General features: G+C 52.6%; 18 protein-coding genes. 7 read left to right on the top strand and 11 right to left on the bottom strand.

The genetic code is table 11. The features are described 5' to 3' along the window. Window positions 1-508 precede the first annotated feature (508 nt). A complete protein-coding gene (locus tag AC16KF_RS03100) occupies window positions 509-907 on the top strand; it encodes a nuclear transport factor 2 family protein (protein ID WP_484035826.1) in 399 nt (132 codons plus the stop codon). A gap of 275 nt (window positions 908-1,182) precedes the next feature. Here the strand turns inward: AC16KF_RS03100 and AC16KF_RS03095 are convergent, their stop codons facing one another. The 7 genes from AC16KF_RS03095 to AC16KF_RS03065 form a co-directional block, all read right to left on the bottom strand. Continuing rightward, window positions 1,183-1,623, bottom strand: coding sequence for a PIN domain-containing protein (locus AC16KF_RS03095; protein ID WP_484035825.1), 441 nt, complete (start codon window positions 1,621-1,623; stop codon window positions 1,183-1,185). 17 nt (window positions 1,624-1,640) lie between these two features. Next, on the bottom strand, window positions 1,641-1,910 hold the full coding sequence (locus AC16KF_RS03090) for an AbrB/MazE/SpoVT family DNA-binding domain-containing protein (RefSeq protein WP_484035824.1): 270 nt from the start codon (window positions 1,908-1,910) through the stop codon (window positions 1,641-1,643). Window positions 1,911-1,980: 70 nt separating this feature from the next. Continuing rightward, window positions 1,981-2,475: a hypothetical protein gene (locus AC16KF_RS03085; protein ID WP_484035823.1), complete on the bottom strand. Its 495-nt coding sequence runs from the start codon at window positions 2,473-2,475 to the stop codon at window positions 1,981-1,983. A 96-nt stretch (window positions 2,476-2,571) separates the two neighbouring features. Further along, window positions 2,572-3,858, bottom strand: coding sequence for a DUF58 domain-containing protein (locus tag AC16KF_RS03080; protein WP_484035822.1), 1,287 nt, complete (start codon window positions 3,856-3,858; stop codon window positions 2,572-2,574). A gap of 84 nt (window positions 3,859-3,942) precedes the next feature. Then, on the bottom strand, window positions 3,943-4,887 hold the full coding sequence (locus tag AC16KF_RS03075) for an AAA family ATPase (RefSeq protein WP_484035828.1): 945 nt from the start codon (window positions 4,885-4,887) through the stop codon (window positions 3,943-3,945). A gap of 39 nt (window positions 4,888-4,926) precedes the next feature. Beyond that, entirely contained in the window at window positions 4,927-5,529 is a 603-nt protein-coding gene (locus AC16KF_RS03070) for a hypothetical protein (protein ID WP_484035821.1), read from the bottom strand. Then, window positions 5,526-6,401 (bottom strand): DUF4129 domain-containing protein, encoded by an 876-nt coding sequence (locus tag AC16KF_RS03065; RefSeq protein ID WP_484035820.1) that lies wholly within the window; start codon window positions 6,399-6,401, stop codon window positions 5,526-5,528. The genes AC16KF_RS03070 and AC16KF_RS03065 overlap by 4 nt, the downstream gene beginning before the upstream one ends. A 58-nt stretch (window positions 6,402-6,459) precedes the next feature. Between AC16KF_RS03065 and AC16KF_RS03060 the strand changes: the two genes are divergently transcribed. Further along, entirely contained in the window at window positions 6,460-7,011 is a 552-nt protein-coding gene (locus tag AC16KF_RS03060) for a DUF309 domain-containing protein (protein WP_484035819.1), read from the top strand. A 47-nt stretch (window positions 7,012-7,058) separates the two neighbouring features. Here AC16KF_RS03060 and AC16KF_RS03055 read toward each other — a convergent pair whose 3' ends face one another. The 3 genes from AC16KF_RS03055 to menC form a co-directional block, all read right to left on the bottom strand. Then, window positions 7,059-7,778, bottom strand: a complete 720-nt coding sequence (locus tag AC16KF_RS03055) for a hypothetical protein (protein ID WP_484035818.1) — start codon at window positions 7,776-7,778, stop codon at window positions 7,059-7,061. 130 nt (window positions 7,779-7,908) lie between these two features. Then, on the bottom strand, window positions 7,909-9,606 hold the full coding sequence (locus AC16KF_RS03050) for a CapA family protein (protein ID WP_484035817.1): 1,698 nt from the start codon (window positions 9,604-9,606) through the stop codon (window positions 7,909-7,911). Between the two features lie 62 nt (window positions 9,607-9,668). Then, on the bottom strand, window positions 9,669-10,778 hold the full coding sequence (gene menC, locus AC16KF_RS03045) for an o-succinylbenzoate synthase (protein WP_484035816.1): 1,110 nt from the start codon (window positions 10,776-10,778) through the stop codon (window positions 9,669-9,671). Between the two features lie 172 nt (window positions 10,779-10,950). Here menC and AC16KF_RS03040 point away from each other — a divergent pair, with 172 nt between their 5' ends. The 4 genes from AC16KF_RS03040 to AC16KF_RS03025 all read left to right on the top strand — a co-directional run bounded on the left by AC16KF_RS03040 (window position 10,951) and on the right by AC16KF_RS03025 (window position 13,953). Beyond that, window positions 10,951-11,910 carry a hypothetical protein gene (locus tag AC16KF_RS03040; RefSeq protein ID WP_484035815.1) on the top strand — a complete coding sequence of 320 codons (960 nt, stop codon included), beginning with the start codon at window positions 10,951-10,953 and terminating at the stop codon, window positions 11,908-11,910. Between the two features lie 118 nt (window positions 11,911-12,028). Then, on the top strand, window positions 12,029-12,544 hold the full coding sequence (locus AC16KF_RS03035; protein WP_484035814.1) for a winged helix-turn-helix domain-containing protein: 516 nt from the start codon (window positions 12,029-12,031) through the stop codon (window positions 12,542-12,544). Continuing rightward, window positions 12,528-13,058: a transposase gene (locus AC16KF_RS03030; RefSeq protein WP_484035827.1), complete on the top strand. Its 531-nt coding sequence runs from the start codon at window positions 12,528-12,530 to the stop codon at window positions 13,056-13,058. Before AC16KF_RS03035 ends, AC16KF_RS03030 begins: the two co-directional genes overlap by 17 nt. Window positions 13,059-13,542: 484 nt before the next feature. After that, complete coding sequence (locus AC16KF_RS03025) at window positions 13,543-13,953, top strand: hypothetical protein (protein ID WP_484035813.1); 411 nt, start codon at window positions 13,543-13,545, stop codon at window positions 13,951-13,953. Window positions 13,954-13,955: 2 nt separating this feature from the next. Here the strand turns inward: AC16KF_RS03025 and AC16KF_RS03020 are convergent, their stop codons facing one another. After that, the gene (locus AC16KF_RS03020) at window positions 13,956-15,968 is read right to left on the bottom strand and encodes a hypothetical protein (protein ID WP_484035812.1); all 2,013 of its coding nucleotides are present in this window, start codon (window positions 15,966-15,968) and stop codon (window positions 13,956-13,958) included. Between the two features lie 254 nt (window positions 15,969-16,222). Between AC16KF_RS03020 and AC16KF_RS03015 the strand changes: the two genes are divergently transcribed. Continuing rightward, window positions 16,223-16,765, top strand: a complete 543-nt coding sequence (locus AC16KF_RS03015) for a hypothetical protein (RefSeq protein WP_484035811.1) — start codon at window positions 16,223-16,225, stop codon at window positions 16,763-16,765. The last annotated feature ends 201 nt before the right edge of the window (window positions 16,766-16,966 follow it).

Raw genomic sequence — 16,966 nt, 5'->3', positions numbered from 1 at the left:
CGGGATGCAGTGCAACTGCATCCCCAACAGGGAATTTATATTTTTACGAACCCTTAGGGGGGTTGGAAGGGCTGATCTATCGAAAGTTCGGTCTATGGGCGGATTTCTAGAGCCGCGCCCGCCTTCTTGCGGATGCGGTCTGCTGAACAAGCGGCAACCAAGGTGCGGTTATTCGATCTGGTTGAGTTCGGGTCGTAGCGCCAACACTTCCGCTTCACTGGCTAATCCAACATCTGCGTGCAAAAGCGCATGCACCGATTCACGCTGCGCTCGAAACGGAAAGTGGATGTACAATGGGGCTTGTTCGCTCTGGTTCACAACATCGGCAAGATCCACACCTTTGGGACCCTAATCCGACTCCGCACAGTCGTGGTTTACCGTATTCAACACGAATAACCTGTCGATTGTTCCAGCATCCGTCTTGCGTTCTGCCTAAAAATATTGTTTTTCGACAGTCTCGTTAGGCGCCAACGGGAATCAAGGTCCAGAATATCGAAAGAACTGCATTATGAATGAAGATAACTTCAATAGCCAAGAAGACATGATTCGCCAGTTCGAAGAACGAGAGCGCCAAGCAGTCCTTCAACAAGACTTACCCGCACTCAAGCTCTTGTGGTCGGAAGAATTGATCGTCAATAATCCTCAGAATCAAATTTCGACTAACCGAGACGATGTTTTGATACTAGTCAAACGTGGATTGATCCGCTATGCAGTGTTCGAACGGCGAATTGAGTCTGTCCGGTTTCACACTGACATTGCCATTGTCATGGGTGCTGAGACTGTCGAGCCAATTGGGGATGCACCGCATGCCGGCGAATTTGTAGAGCGGCGGTTTACTAATATTTGGAGAAGGCAAGATGCCACCTGGCAGATGATTGCGCGACATGCCAATGTCATCGCCCGCTAATCTCGTCGAAACGCAGTGTAAGAACATGAGTGATTTTTGTCCGTTGCGAAGTTCACAGGGTCATGCAATAATTATTCACGTTGGCAGTGGTCTTACTTTTCTGGCTCAGCGCCTGCTAATACATAAAATGCGCCCAACAAGACGCGCAGCCGACTGGGGGTACGCACCGCGGTGAGTCCACCCTCCCACCCCAAACCGCTAACGCAAGTCCGTTACCGAATACTTCCTCAACCTCATCACCAGCCGCGTTAACCCGAGCGCGGCTATCACGCCATTTACAAATTCTCCCTCAGCCACGCGAGCGCGTCGCCGGGCGTGCCGATCCGCAAGCCTGAGTTCTCCGCCACTTTGGGGTCATCCAAGAAATGTTTGCGGTTATGTGTAACAAGGAAATCGACCCCGGCTCTCATAGCCACAAGAAGAATCGGCACATCGGCAGGGTCCTTGATCAAATATAAATTCGACCGAGAATCTTTGGGCAATGGATTGCGAACGATCTTCACTCTGGAGATTTTGATCAGATTTCTTAGGTCATCTAGGCTGCGCGGAGATTTACGCGCTACAACGCGTTCAGACTCAACGACAACCAACTCGCTAATGGTTATAACGATATCCCCGAATTCACCTAACAACAATATCGCGCGGGCGGCGCCAGCGCTCGAAATGGCGCCTGCTACCAACGCGCTGCTGTCAAGAAATATGTTCGGCTTTGCCACGAAGGTTTTTCCACTGCCTACTTCTCGGCATAGTGTTCCAGATAGTATTGGTGACGCTCTTCGTCGAGGGCTTCCAACAAGTCATCGAGGCTAACATTATCCTCCTTGAGTTGCTTTGCGATCTTGTCACCCAATTTATTGACTTGCGAAACCGTAGGCTTAATAAGAATTGATCCTTCGCCTAAATCAATAATGGTGAACAACTCGCCATCTTCCAACTTGTATTTCTTGCGCAAACTGGCAGGAAGAGTGATCGTCCCTTTTCCACGCATTTGAACAGTTGTCATGGTAAATCTCCAGAAAATCGGAATTCCAGAATTTCTGGAATTCTACCACGTCTCCCCACCAAGCAAAGGCTTAAAACTTCCTCAACCTCATCACCAACCTCGTCAACCCGATCGCGGCTAACAGCACCAACCCCACTGCCACTTCAAACGCCAATCTATTGATTCGAATCACCAAACTCAACAGCGCGATTCCAAACCCCAGCGCGGCGACGATGCCTGCCCGTGTCAGGTGACGGCGTTCCATGCCCGCGATATCATCCGTTGGGGCGGCGTAACTGAGGCGGCGGGCAAAATCGGAGAGGTCCCAGCCGAGCAAGCCGCCGAGCGCACCGAGCAACATCCAGAGCGTGGTGAAATTGTGCCACACGCCATACGCCGCGCCGAGAATTACGATAGCAAACGCCAAAGAGGAAACCCAATACAATTTCCGCCAGTGCGAGAGAATCCAAACGATTCCCAGCAACACAAACCAACGCGCGGGGTCAGTCATGCCTGCTTGCGAATATCCGTATGCAAGCGAGGCTGTTCCGAGGAGGATGCTCAATATCATTGCCGCAAGTGTCATCGATTTCTCCGTGTCCCTTAACCACTGAGACGCGGAGACACTGAGAAAAACATTTTTAATTCTCCGCGACTCAGTTTCTCCGTAGTTTGTTCTTTTCTACCTTCCAACAGCGCGCACCCACGCAGGCGGGCGCGATAATTTTCGCTTCACAACTTGATCGAACGGTTCAGACACGTCCCAATCCAATACTTGAATCCCTGCGCGCTGAATTTTTTGCAGTAGCAACGCGCGTTCCATGCGGATGACACGGGCGGCGAGTTCCACATGTTTATTCTTCGGCAGGTACGAGAGTTCAAACTTCACCGGGTTCGGGCAGACGACCAGCGCCTGATACCCCCGCGCGCGCAACTGCACCAATGGACTCAAATCATCCTCGTGCAATGGCGAGACCAGAATGATCTGCGACTCGGGCGGGAACAAGCGCGTCGGCAAATGCTCGAGACCCGCAAACACATTACTGCCGCCGGGACGCGCATGCGCCAGTGAAAACAAAATCTTCTCGCGTTGAAGTTTCCCGTAGCCCGGGATCGTCCAACGCAGGAAGGCGGCGTATACCAGCAAGCCCACGCGGTTGCCTTGCGCAAGCAGGGCATCGCTCAACGCCGCCGCCGCTTGCGCCGAATATTCAAACAACGAATGCCCGCGAGCAAACTCGTTCGTTCGCAAACGCCCATCCAAAATGATGCCCACATCGGCGGCGCGTTCCTGCTGAAATTCATTGGCGTACAGCGCGTCCGCATCCGCGTGATGCGCGCTTGCCCGCCAGTTGATGGCGCGCGGAGAGTCGCCGGGTTGATACTCGCGGACGCCGAAGAATTCCGTGCCTGAGCCGCCCACCCGCGCGGGAATTGTCCCAGCGTAGACTCTCGTCCGACGCGGACGAATCGCCACGTGACGGAGACGAATCACCGGCGGGAAGACGAACAACTCCGCCTGCGCTTCTAATTCGACCGTGCGGCTGGTCACCCGTAGGAAATCGTTGACCTGCGCCCGCACCGAGTCAAACCCGTAGCCCCCGCGCGGTCCCGCCACGCGATACCTGAACGTGAACGATGAATCTTTCCGCAGGCGAATCAGATGTCCCGTATGCCCGAAACGGAGGGTTAAATCCGCCGGTAAAAAATCTTCGATCAACACCTCGTCGAGGGATGCGCCGCGATTGACGACCGTCACCGTTACTGTGACTTCCGCGCCGGGCGATGCGCGCTCCGCGCTGAGATGCCGCGTCGCTTCGAGCTTGATCTCGTTGGGAGAAAATAAAAATCCCGCGAGCAGATAGATCACAAAAGGAATCGCAAGCGCGATGAACTCGCCGCGCACGGTGGCGATGCCCGCCATCAGCAGACTATAGATGATAAAACCGAGAAGGAGTGAGCGTGACAAGTGACTGCCAGATTGAGTGAGTAGAGGATTAGATAACTAGAGGACTAGAGGATTAGAAGATTAGAGGATTAGAAGGCTAGAAGACTACTTGTTTACCGGCACCGGTGTCTTCTCGAGCGCGTCGCGGATTACGTCGTCGCCGACCGAGCGCGACATCCAATATTCGGGTTGGAGGATCACGCGGTGGGTGAGGATGGGCGTGGCGTAACGTTTGATATCGTCGGGGATGATAAAGTCGCGCCCATCGAGCGCGGCATTGGCGCGCGCCATTTTGAGAAAAGCCAGCGACCCGCGTGGGCTGGCTCCCACTGCCACGCGGCGGTCGATGCGTGTGGCATGAACAAGCGTTGCGATATAACTTTCAAGATCGGCGTCCACGTGAACCGACTCGACCGCTTCTCTTAGTTCCAGTACTTGTTTTGCTTTGGCGATCTCGCGCAACTCCACTTCATCTTGTTTGCGTTCGCGCCGCCGTTGCAAGATCAATTTCTCCTCTTCGAGCGTGGGATGACCCACCGTGAGTTTCAACATGAAGCGATCGAGTTGCGCTTCGGGGAGCGGGAAGGTCCCCTCATATTCGATGGGGTTTTGCGTGGCAAGCACGAGGAACGGCTCCGGCAGGGGCAGGGATTCGCCGTCGATGGTCACGTGTCCCTCCTGCATGGCTTCGAGCAACGCGGACTGTGTCTTTGGCGAGGCGCGGTTGATCTCGTCGGCAAGGACGATGTTGGCGAACACCGGCCCCTTGCGGAGTTCGAATTTATTTTTGACGCGGTTGAAGATGTACCCGCCCGTGATGTCGCCGGGCAGAAGGTCTGGCGTAAATTGGATGCGCTTAAAATCCAGCCCAAGCGCTTTGGCGAAACTGCGCGCGATGAGCGTTTTGCCAAGCCCGGGAAAATCTTCGAGAAGCATGTGCCCGCCTGCCAGCACAGACGCCATCATCATTTCGAGCAGGGCGCGTTTGCCCACCACAGCGCGTTCCACCTCGGCAATAACCTGGTTGCCAATCAGCGATACTTTTTTTATGTCTGCCACGTTGACTCCACGAGTGAAATGACTGTCGCTTTATGTATGCCTATCCATTTGTTGCGATTCAAGAAACTCCACCGCTTCGCTCACATCCAGATCGAGCGATGTTTTTTGCGGCAGTGAAAGGGAACCCCATCTCCCGATTGGGAAATCTGCAAACGAACCCTGCAACCCGCGTTCGAGATAGCGCCGCACTTCATCGGGCGGATCCCAGCCTTCGCCGGTGAGCGGCGCAAACAGAGCGCGCGGTTTGCCATGTTCGCGCATGGAAAGGAGTTGATGCGCCAACTTGCCGAGGCGGTTTGCCACCACCCACTTGAAGTATGTGCCTTGGGTCGATTTTGCCAATGCCCTGGCGAGACTTTCCACCCCGCCGCGTTCCTCGCGCTGGAGATCGATCTGGCTTCCCTTCGGCTTGATCTCCGGTAGGAGGCTGGTTCCCAAAACGAGCAGGGTAACCAGCGCGATGCCGATCCACCACAGCGATTGGTCGACAGAGCGGTAAAACAACCCCAGCAACCAAAACACATACGCGAGCGGAATCACCACAAGGTGATACACCGCCTCGCGGAACGGAAATGCCAGCAAGGCGGCGATGATCGCAATGATACTCAGCGCCGCAAGGTTACGGCGGGTCATACCGGTTCACCGCAATGTTGCAGAATGGAGGTGAGACACGCCACTGCTTCGCTCACCATGTTCGGATTCGATCGTTGCCCGCCGTAACGGACCGACTCGAAGAGGCGCGTCAGCGCGCGCACCGCGTCGGAGGGGATGCCTTCCGCTTCCAGGCGCGCGGCAAATTCACTGGGCGTCATCGAAGCGTTTCGGTTCAGGTTTTTGCGGTGTGAGACGGCATCGCTCATCCGATAGTAGCAGTTGAGGATCACATCCGCCGATTCTCTGCCGGCGGATAAATCCAGGATCGAGGCGCGGGCGATCTTTGCGATCCGTCCTTTTGCAAGATCGGACGACGGCGCGTTGAGTTCCTTCCAGAAAGAATACGCTTTCCATGCGATGAAGAGAACCAAAAGGAGAAGCCCGAAACTCAACACGTACGCCCACCACGAAGCAGACTGAGGCGGCGTGAATTCTGGAGCCGCCGCTCCGGTCGCTGTCTCGCTCGACTCAGCATTCAATGCGGAAAGGTTAAGCCCTAACTGGCTGAGGATGTTTGGGTAGCGTGTGAAGATCATGGATAACAGCCAGATCGTGAGCGCCGCCCGAATGACGGCATTGAGCAGGCGTTTGCGCATTTCGGGAGAGAGCAGCAAGCCGATCAGCGCGAACAGGATAACAAGCAAGATCAAGACGAGCAATTGAGTTTGGAAGGGGACAGCCTGCATGTTGCTGATGGCTTCGATGGCGGCGGCGCGAATACCGTTTGCCGTTCCGGTGCCGAATTGTTGCCCCGCTCGAAAGTCCATGCCGCCCAGCCCGGAGGCGAGGATCGTCAATGCCGCGAGGGCAACGAACGCCAGGGCGGCGATCAGGATTTTGTTGGATGACAAGGCGCGCATAGGGTGAGGGGATTGTACCATCCCGGCTATAATCACCAACACCCTCGCCATGACTGAATCAACCATCGACTGTGCCAGCCCTCTCCATCCGCATGCCGCGCAGGGATTGCGCCTCTTTAATGAAGGGAAGTACTTCGAGGCGCACGAAGCGCTGGAGGTCGCGTGGCTGGAAGAAAAGGGAAAAATCCGCGACTTGTACCGGGGAATTTTGCAGGTGGGCGTGACGTATCTGCACATCACGCGCGGGAATTACAACGGCGCGATCAAGGTGCATGGGCGGAGCGTGAGGTGGCTGAAGGATTTTCCGCCGGTCTGCCGGGGAATCGGCGTGGAGGAATTGCGGAGCGATGCGGAAGAGGCGATCAACGAAGTGATGAAGCTGGGAGAAAAGAGAATTGGAGAATTCGACCTGGCGCGGCTGAGACCTGTCAAGTGGGAGGAAGGCTGGGGGAAACTGAAGCAGGCTGACCCTGAGTCGAACCGGCGCGTCTACATCTGCGATCGGTGCGGGAGCGAAATGCGCGAGTCGAATTGCAAGGTCACTTGTCCCAATTGCGGAAACCGTTTCGATTGTTCAGACTTGAATATTTATTTCGATTGAAGCCGTGCGAAGGGTCGGAACCTTCGCACGGTTCATTGTGTGGCAGATTATTTCACGAGGCGGAAGGTCAGGATGCTTTTTTCAAAAACTTCCAACTCCTTGTAAAACTCGTTGATTTGCGTCCAATACTCCACATACCAAACTGTATTGCCGTCTAAAAAAACATACAGCAAGCTATTGACATCAAGGTTGTCTGTTGATTTTCCCTCAAACAGTACTCGTAGCGCTGGCGCAGAATTCACGAACACCTTCCGTTGATCAACAATCCGCAGAGGAAGGGGAGTCGCCGTTATTTCGGCACCGGAATTCGCCAAATGCGACTCGAGCGTATCGCCTTGTAGTGGTTCGTAGGCAATGATGACATACAGGTTGTATAGCGTAGTTGTTGTCGGCGTCCGCGAAAGAGTAAGGTCTAGGGTGATTTGCTTATCGAGGATCAACAGGTCTTTGATCGTGGTTTTCCGATAGTCACTCGGCAGCCAAATCTCAATATTCGCAGTCTTATGTTGTTTCCACCCTTCTGGAATCAATTGCTCATAGGGAATCGCGGTTGGCGGGAGCGTTGGCGTGGATGTGGGAGGCGCGACCAGGGTTGCGGTGGGGATGACAAGTGTCGGCGCGACCGGTTGAGGAGCCATCGAGGTTACCCCGCCTGTGAAAATGAAATACCCGGCAACGCAAAGGATCAATATCAATGTTCCCGCCAGCGCGCCCAGGACGCCGAGCTGAGGGATGGTCATGCCGAGATACCTGCGATTTGGATTCATAAGCCCTCCGCGCAATACAGATTGAGATTAGCTCATTTTCTACGGACGTTCTGGGTGAAAGATCCAATGAATTTATTTTACCCTTTTCGGATATTACTCAACCGTTATAAGTTCATCACTGAAAATCATTTCACGGATTAGGCGTTCCCACCATGGAAGGAACGACCATGGGCGTCAACGTCGGCGTAATCGTTGGAGCGAGAGTCGGGATCGGGTTCAGCCAGCCGCTGAAGAAAAAATAATCCTGCAAGAATCCATAACGCTCATCATCCGTCATCAAGCGCGGGCGCGAGTAGTCTTCGAGGATACCGGTCAGCAATTCCACGCTGATGAGTTTACCGTCATAGATCACATAGCGATCGTAAAATTCGCGGCGGATTCCGGGCGGCATCCAATCCTGATCGCCCATTTGGTCGAAGAATAAGTTTCCAAGCCCATAATGGATGAAGGCATCGTCGTAGAATTCCATCATTTGCGGGTAATGCGCCTGACTGCCGCTGACGACCGACGCGCCGGAGTCTGCCATCAAACGGAAGTCCGCCATTTGTTGCGGGCTGGGGTGCGAGTCGTAACTTTCGTTCCATTGAAAGGTGGAGATCACCACATAGCCTTGCGCTTTCAATTCGGCGATCTTTTGCGCGAGATACTCAAAGTCGCAGGGGGCGGCGCCGGGGCGAAAATCGCGCGCGGTGGGGAAGCGGTCCACATCGGGCTTATTGCAACCCACGAACGCGATCTTGTTGCCGTTGACTTCAAACAGGGCAGGCTCGAGCGAATCGTTCAAGTCTCTGCCGCCGCCGAAATAAGGAAGATCATGCTGGCTGTAAATATCGATGGTTTCCAACATCCCCTGCGCGCCGCGATCGGCAAAGTGATTGCCGGTCAACTCCACCACGTCCGCGCCGACATCGGTGAGCAGGTCGATGTATTTCGGGTCACTGCAAAAGACCAGCGGGCCGGTCGCGTCGGGCTTGGGGAATTCGCATCCCGTGAAGAACGGAATTTCGTTGCTGATGTGGGCGATGTCCGCTTCGCGCAGAACATCGCGGATCTTTTCGCCGGGGTACGTCACGCCTTTGTATTCCATCGTCACGGCGGTGGCGCGCACGAGGGCGGTGACGCCGGTGAGGATGACGGTTGTTAGTTTTGATGGGTCGTAATTAGAGAGTAGAGGATTAGAAAGTAGAGAATTGGTCGGCGTTTGAAGTGTAAAGTCTACCGTGAGTGGATAAGAGGCGAGGTCGAATTTTTTTCGGATCGGCGATTGACCGTCAATGGTCAACACTTTCCACTTCGGCTGGATTTCCTCAAACGGGATGATCGCCCAGGCGGATTCGCTCCACGCTTGGTCGAGCAGTTCGCCCGTCGAAACGATTCGTACCGACGGGGCGACTGGGGCATCCCATAGGACGGTTAAGGCGTCCCGTGTAGATTCTTCCATCAACAGAGGCATCCCATTAAGCAGTTTGCCCTCCGTCCACGCGAGGTGGAGTTGGTCGAGGGTGACGCCGTCTGTGACAGTTGGGAACGGCGCGACGAGCGCGTACACCCATTGGATTTTTTTCTCGCTCAGCGACGGATTCGATTCGACGAACGGCGAGGCGTCGAGGATGAAATTCGACAGGTTCAAATTTTGCATTTGTTCGCGCAGTGACGCGGGGACCGACTCGCCGATGCGCGCGCCCGGCGCGGGGGTGAATGTGATGGGTTTTTGTGTTGCGATAGACGTTGGTGTTGATGAAGAGACTGGGGACTGGAGACTCGGTGTTGCTTGAGGGGAGCAGGAAATTAACAGGAGGAGAATACAGAGTGAGTGAAATTTTTTCATGGCGCGATGATTATACTCTCGCCCTCACCCCTAGCCCCTCTCCCTTGGGGAGAGGGGGATTCTCATGCCTTCAATGTAATTTCAGCCAGCGAAAATTCTTTCAGCGCGGATTCGTCAATCGTCACGCCCAAGCCGTGAGCGGTTGGGACGGTGATCGTGCTGTCGTCGTTCAGCATAAATCGTTCGTTCGTGATGTCGCGGTGATAGTAGCGATCCGAAGCGGAGATGTCGCCGGGCAGGACGAAGCCCGGCAGAGACGCGAGCGCGAGATTCGAGGCGCGCCCGATTCCCGTTTCGAGCATCCCCCCGCACCACACAGGGACTTGTTGAGCGAGGCAGTGATCGTGAATCGCGATGGCTTGACTCAACCCGCCGACGCGGGCGGGCTTGATGTTGATGATCTTGCAGGCTTTCATCTCCAGCGCGTAACGCGCATGGCGCGGCGAGACCACGCTTTCATCCAAACAGATCGGCGTTTTGAATTCGGCTTGCAGGAGGCGATGATCCCAAATGTCGTCTTCGAAGAGCGGCTGTTCGATCAACAGCAGGTTCAGGTCGTCAATCTTCTTCAACACCTGCGCGGACTCAAGCGTGTACGCGGAATTGGCGTCCACTTGCAAGCGCAAGTCGGGGTGCGCCTTGCGGACGGCGAGCGTCTCTTCCACTTCGCGCCCCGGCTTGATCTTGATCTTCACGCGGCGATACCCTTGACCCAAATACGAATCAACCGTCTTCACCAGCGCGGATGCGGATTCTTGAATCCCGATGGAGACTCCCACATCCACTTTGTCGCGTGTGCCGCCGAACATTTCTTTCAGCGGCTTGCCATCGCGTTTACCGAGCAGATCCCACAACGCCATTTCGACTCCCGCCTTGGCGAGGTGGTGTCCGCGAATCCGCTCGACGCGGGATTGGAAATCGTCCGCATCCTGGATGTCTTGTCCCAGCACGAGCGGGGCGATGAAATCTTTGAGGATGTGCCACGCGGTGCCGGTCGTTTCGTAGTTGTAGCCCGGCTCGCGCGAAGCGACACATTCACCCCAACCGGTCAGTCCTTCGGCGTGGAGTTCAATGATGACGCACTCGCGCACCGTCTCGCGCCCGAACGAGGTCTCGAACGGCGCGACGAGCGGCATGGAGATGTGGTGGAGGGTGAGGGAGGAGAGTTTCATGGGATGTTTTCTATGTTGTCTTTCAGTCGTATAATGTTGTACATAGGCTATTATACAAAGAATTAGCTGTACAACCATGCCTATGGCGTCTGATACGGCAAAAGTAGGATTAAGGCGTAGTTGGGCAGGTACTTGCAAAACATAGAGAAGCCTAAATTGCATAGGATGAGTGATGGGTCAAAGCGAAAAAAATTCAGCGGCAAGTGTATTTTCGTGGAAAGACGTTTTTCCCTTTTTAGGCGCGTTAATTGCCGCTTATATTGGCTATTTAGGTATCCGCTCTCAAATTGAAATTCCAATTCAGGCTACTCAAACTGCCGAAGCACGGCTTACAGAGGTTTCGGGGATATTTAGCATGACGCAATTCGCAATTGCACCTTCCGAAACATTATTGCCCTCACCAACTTATACCGAAACATCTACGCCAACTTTTACTCCTACAATAACATCGAGTCCAACTTTGCCGCCATCGCAGACCCCTACTAAAGCCCCAACCGCAACTCCAACAATTGCCCCTGTTGTATTTCGGGGTTTAGACAGAAATTGCATTTCAAAAACTTACTGGAATCCAACTCCAGTATTTCCAACTGACAACCTGACATTGGACAAAAATGGTTGCTGGAACTTAACGTCATGGGGTATTCTTGCAGAAAATCAAAGCCTAAAGTTTGTTGTTACCGATGATATATTCAACGACCGAGTAACCCGAAGTATTTACACAACCCTAGGCAATAATGCTGTTGTTGAATTTAAGGTAAATGTCAAATCACTTACTTCTTCATCGGACATGGACGGCGTTGTGTTCATTGGGCTAGGCAATAAAACTTCTTATGCAGAGCCTGGTTACTTTCTAAAGTACATTGTTCTTGCCAGAGAAACGACACCGTATTTTGTATTCGCCCCTGATTATTTCAACTACTACACTCCAAAAACTGATTACAGTTTTGGCGATGTTCAATCGGTAAAAATTACAATTAACGGTTCAGATGTAAGCGTTCAGGTTGGCAATCAAACAAAAAGTCTCACCTTGCTTCCATCTAAAAGAGAAGTCCTTTGGATAGGCTATTCAACGCCCGCATCAAACAATTACGTCAATGCCGTAATTTCTGATTTCAAAATCTATGACAAATGAGTTGTGTTCAAAAACATCTATGGGTATATACTTTCCAAAGTCAAGGTTTCGGTAGGCACAAGCCTGCCCAACAAAGCGTCCTATTCAGGTTAACTAAGATTGACTTACAATAGGCAGTATGACATGGAAGCCATCATACTTGACACGCGAACAAATGGAAGAAAGGCGACTAGAGGGTGGGCGTCTTTTGAGGGCGGGGAAATTATCGCAAGCCGAAATTACTCGGCGCTTGGGAGTCAGCCGAGCCACGGTGAGCGAGTGGGCCAAAACAGTGGAAGCGAAAGGCATACGCGGTCTCCGCAGAAGGAAAGCAGAAGGTAGTCAATCAAAACTGAATTCGTTGCAAAAGCAAAAACTAAAATGCCTGTTGGATCGCGGCGCATTGGCAAATGGATTTCCAACAGACCGCTGGACATTGGAACGTGTACGGCAATTGATCCAGCAGAAATTTGAGGTCGGCTATCATCCCAATTATCTCAATCGTTTGTTGCGGGGCTTGGGTTTCAGTCCGCAAAAGCCTTTGCCGCAAGCCATGGAACAGGAAAAAGAACTGGTACGGGCGTGGTTGCAACGAGATTGGCCAAGGATAAAAAAAATCGCGGCGGCTCGGCGCAAAAATCGTATTTTGGGATGAATTTGGCTTCTCCTTTCAAGAACAACTGGCTACGACTTGGGCTCGCAGAGGAAAACGTCCACTCTTTCGACGAGTCACAAAGGAACGTCGCGCATTATCCACAGCGGTCGCGCTGACACTTTCAGGAAACATCTACAAACGCCATTTTGAAGGTTCGGTGAAAAGCGAAAACGTGGTGAAAACACTCGAGCATGTTCAACGGCAAATACCAGGCAGAATCATTTTGATTTGGGATCGAGCCAGTATTCATCTGAGCAAGATCACCAAAGCCTACCTTCAGAAACATCCTGAAATCTTGATTGAAGAATTGCCTGCCTACGCTCCGCAACTCAACCCAGAAGAATATTGTCATGGAAATGTCAAGCAACGTCTCAAAAACGCTCGCCCTACAAGTAAAGAAGAAATTCGCTCCATGCTCAATCGTGGCTTTGCTCGCTTGCGTCGCCGTCCCGATTTGCTCCTCGGGTTCTTTCACACCGCAGGGCTGTCTGTTAGGCAACTTAGGTTAACCTGAATAAGAAACGAGAACATGAGAGCCTATGCTCTTTTGACGTCCTTTTCCCCGTCTATGCTTAACACAAAAAAGGATGTCGCCTTTTGCTTTTTTGTATAACGACATCCTGTCATATGCACAATTTAATTGATGGGCATGAATGGCACGGCTCTTAAGTGGTGCAGCTTCCTAAACGGGATCGTTATAGATCGTCAAACAAACCAATCCTGAATTTATTGGATGTACAATGGACGCGCAGCGATTCGCTCTGGTTCACAATATCGGCAAGATCCACGTCTTTGGGGCGCTCGCCTGACCCTGACAGAGCGAAACGAAGACTGCCATACTCGGTCCCTGGCACACGGGGACGGCTCTGGCCAAAATCGGTTTTTCGACAGTCTCGTTATACGGATGGCGTCTGAATAAGTGGTGATTGAGCGCAAATTTGAAATGAATTAATTACAGATCGATGCAACATGAAAATTTGATGCCAAGGAGGATCGTTATGGATGCCTGGAGCTTGTTTTTTCTCCCCTGCTTGTGCGCCATACCTCTCGTGATAATCGCAATCTTCGTATCAAAAGACACCCACATCTTTGACTTCAAAGATAAAACAGAAATTCAATCAACAGACAAAAGTCTTTTGCAAGTACCAGACTCTTCGCCGAAAGGTAAAACCCTCTTTTTTTCTGGGTGTGGATTCTTAATTGCCAGCGCTTTTTGCCTTGCAGCTTTTCCGATTTCTCTCATGATCGTGCTAGGGTTGGGAATGAGCGGCGACTTCGAAGTTTCAATCGTAGCTTTGAGTATGGTTGGTTTATTACTCAACATCGTCTTTATAATAGCGTTTGGAATTATTAGCGCGATTCTGTTATCCATTTGGGCAATCAAGAAATACAAAACCAGGTTAGCCTGACCTCAACATGGCAGGTCTCGCACGATCCGCTCGACCATCTCCATATCCGCCGACGGGATTTCAGCCAGGCGATACCAATTGGTACACAACATCCGTTTTTGCTGTTGAGACAATTTCTTGGCGGCGATGGTCAGATCGTAGGCGGTTTGCCAGTCGCCGGTTTGGGCATACGCTTCGATAAAGGGAATGTATTCCGCGCCGTATTTCGGAGTCAAACCAAGTCCCTGCGCCTGCTGATAGAGGTCAATGACTGTGTTCCACTCTTTCATTTGGCGGGCAAGGTCTGCCTTCTGGAAGAAGTAACACCATGTGTGAGGAGGCTCGGGCCCGAAAATGTCGGTGTCGGGCGAGGCAGGCTGAGGGTCCGGGATGATGCGCGAAAGGTTAGAGATTGGGATGAGCCGTTGGCTCCCCTCATCCAGCAAGGGATCATACAGGTAGACCGAATCCAGAACGCGCAGGCAGGACGAATCGGTTTGATGAAAAATCGCGACATTGTTGGACGAGTTGCCGTTGAACATCAAATTGCGGGCGGGGAATTTGTACGCGGTATCCGGTGTGACATACCGTTCGTATTCAGGGGTGATGAACATGTAGGGGATCGAACCGTTCGGGGTTTGAAAATGATACAGGAGGTTGACCGCCCAAGTCGCGTCCATGTCGTGCGTGATCATGTAGGACGGATAGGCAAAACTGTACACCGCCGTATCCGTTTGCAAAGCGGGCGCGCGCCAATACAACTGCCAATAGAATTCGGGTTGGATTTTCCAATCGCGGCGATACGAATCCGCCATCACAACCTGCGTTGCTATCGAAAACATGAGCAGGAATCCAAGTATCCATTTTTGCCCGGCAGGACGGATGAACAACAACACGAGACCGATAAGCGTGAGACTCGCGCCAAACATCGGAGCGAGCGTAAAGCGTTCGTTCCAGCCGCCCGTGCTGACCTCTTTGCCAATCGCCCAAATGGGAATCGCGCTCGAGACGAACATCAAGAGACCGATGAAAATGATCAACAGCGGAGAGGTTCGATTCTGAGTCTCATCCTCTTTTGTGTTGTAGAAGAACCAAAAGGCAAGCGCGAATAACCCACCCAACCCAAACGCGAACCACGTAATTCGCTGTTGGAAGGTGACGCCGCCAAGCCCGATGATCGCGTCTGTCCACACTTGAAGCGTAGAATACAAAACATCCCACAACGCCTTGTTGAAGAGATTCAACGAGGCTCCAAGAAAAGAAGTTTCAAATCCGCTCAAGGTGGAATCGATATTGTCGAGGCGGGCGAAGGTCTGAAGCGCGGTGGGAAAATACACAAAGCGGATCCAGAAAAAGAGCGCGGTCACCAGCACATACGGCAGGGAATACAGCACAACTTTACGCAAGGTCTGCGAATCTTTTTTGAATCCATTTGCGACCAGTATCCAGATCAGCACAGGGCGCATGAACTCGACGCCCGAAAAGTATTCGATGGTGATGAGGTGCATGAATGTGGCGATCCACGATAATGGAAAAAATAAACGCGCCCATTTCGGCTGTTTGATCGCGACCGCCATCAGATACAACGACAAGCAAAAAAGGAACAGCGTCATGATATGGCGCGAGAACGCCGCTGATTGTTCCTGTTGGATAAAGCCCGGGTACACCGCCAACAACGCGCCCAGCCAATAAAGTTGTTTTTTATACTCGGGCCAACATTGGATCAGCGCATACACAAAGAACAACGTCCCTGCCGCGCGAAGAGTCAACGAGGCGATCTGCCAGCCGATGGGTTTTGAACCGACAAGGAGATAGATCAACTGATACGCCCACGGATACGGTCTATCCACCGCGTAATAGCCGAATTGATAGGCGGGGTCGAGCTTGGTAAAAAATTGAACTTCCCAATCGGACCAGTAATAGCCCAGCGAGGTCAGGTCATATCCGTACGCGGCGAACGCCAGCAAAAATAAAGCCACTGGATAAAACCATGGCTTTTCAGAGATCGTTTTTAGTTTTTCAAGGCTGGTTTTCATAACTTTGTTTCTGTATTTTCCGTTTTCCATGATTGAATGCTTGATGCCTATTTTGTCAGGAGGTTATTTTGGATGGCTCTCATTTTATCATTGGCGCATACGCAAAGGTAGGGCGTAGGAATGGCGCCGCGAAATCTCAATTCTCAATCGCAAACCGCCTTGGTTGGATTTTTACAACAATTTTACATCTCTGCCATATGGGCGTAACTCGCGCATTCTACAATTGCCATCGTAACCTTGAAAGGAGGTTTATCATGATGATGAAAGTATTGTTCAAGAAAACCCTGTTGCTGGCGCTGGTAATGGCGCTCGGCGTGGGGAGCCTGTCGGTATTTGGCGTTTCGGCCGCAGGATCGAACGACCCGACTCCGCCGCCCCCGCAGGGTGAAATGACGGACGAGCGTCTCGAGCAAATCTGGGCGAAGCAACTCCGCGCGTATGAGATATTGGGCAAGACCGAAGAGTTCATCGGCAAAACCCAGAAACTGATCGATCGCGCCGCGCAAAGTGGAAAGGATGTCTCTGCCGTGCAAGCCGCTTTGGACGCATTTACAGATGCGGCGAAAGACGCCAAGCCGGTCTATGAAAGCGCGCAATCCATGGTCGACTCGCATGCGGGCTTCGATGCGGACGGCAAAGTGATCGACCCCGAGCAAGCCAAAGCGACTATCCGCGCGATGGGTGAGAAGATGAAGGAGATCAAAGACGCAATGGGCGGCGCCGGCAAAGACCTGCGCGATGCGCTCCACGCCTTCCGCGAAGCAAATCCGCGCCCTGAAAAAACTCCGACGCCGTAATTGCTTATGCCGTGTCGCCCTGAGTGGCGCGAGGCGCCACTCAGGGTCTCTGATCTCGCAGTAGGGCTTACGCAGTTGAACCTGTTCCGCCGTAGTTGCACTGCGGCGGCGGCAGTACAACTGCCTGCCAACTGCGTAAGTCCTGTCCAGCTTATCTTGAGTTTTTCGAAGGTCTCAGAATGGCATGGCAACACGGTTTCC

It is taken from the genome of Candidatus Defluviilinea gracilis, assembly GCF_057138825.1.
This window is presented reverse-complemented; position numbering and strand designations above follow the sequence as displayed.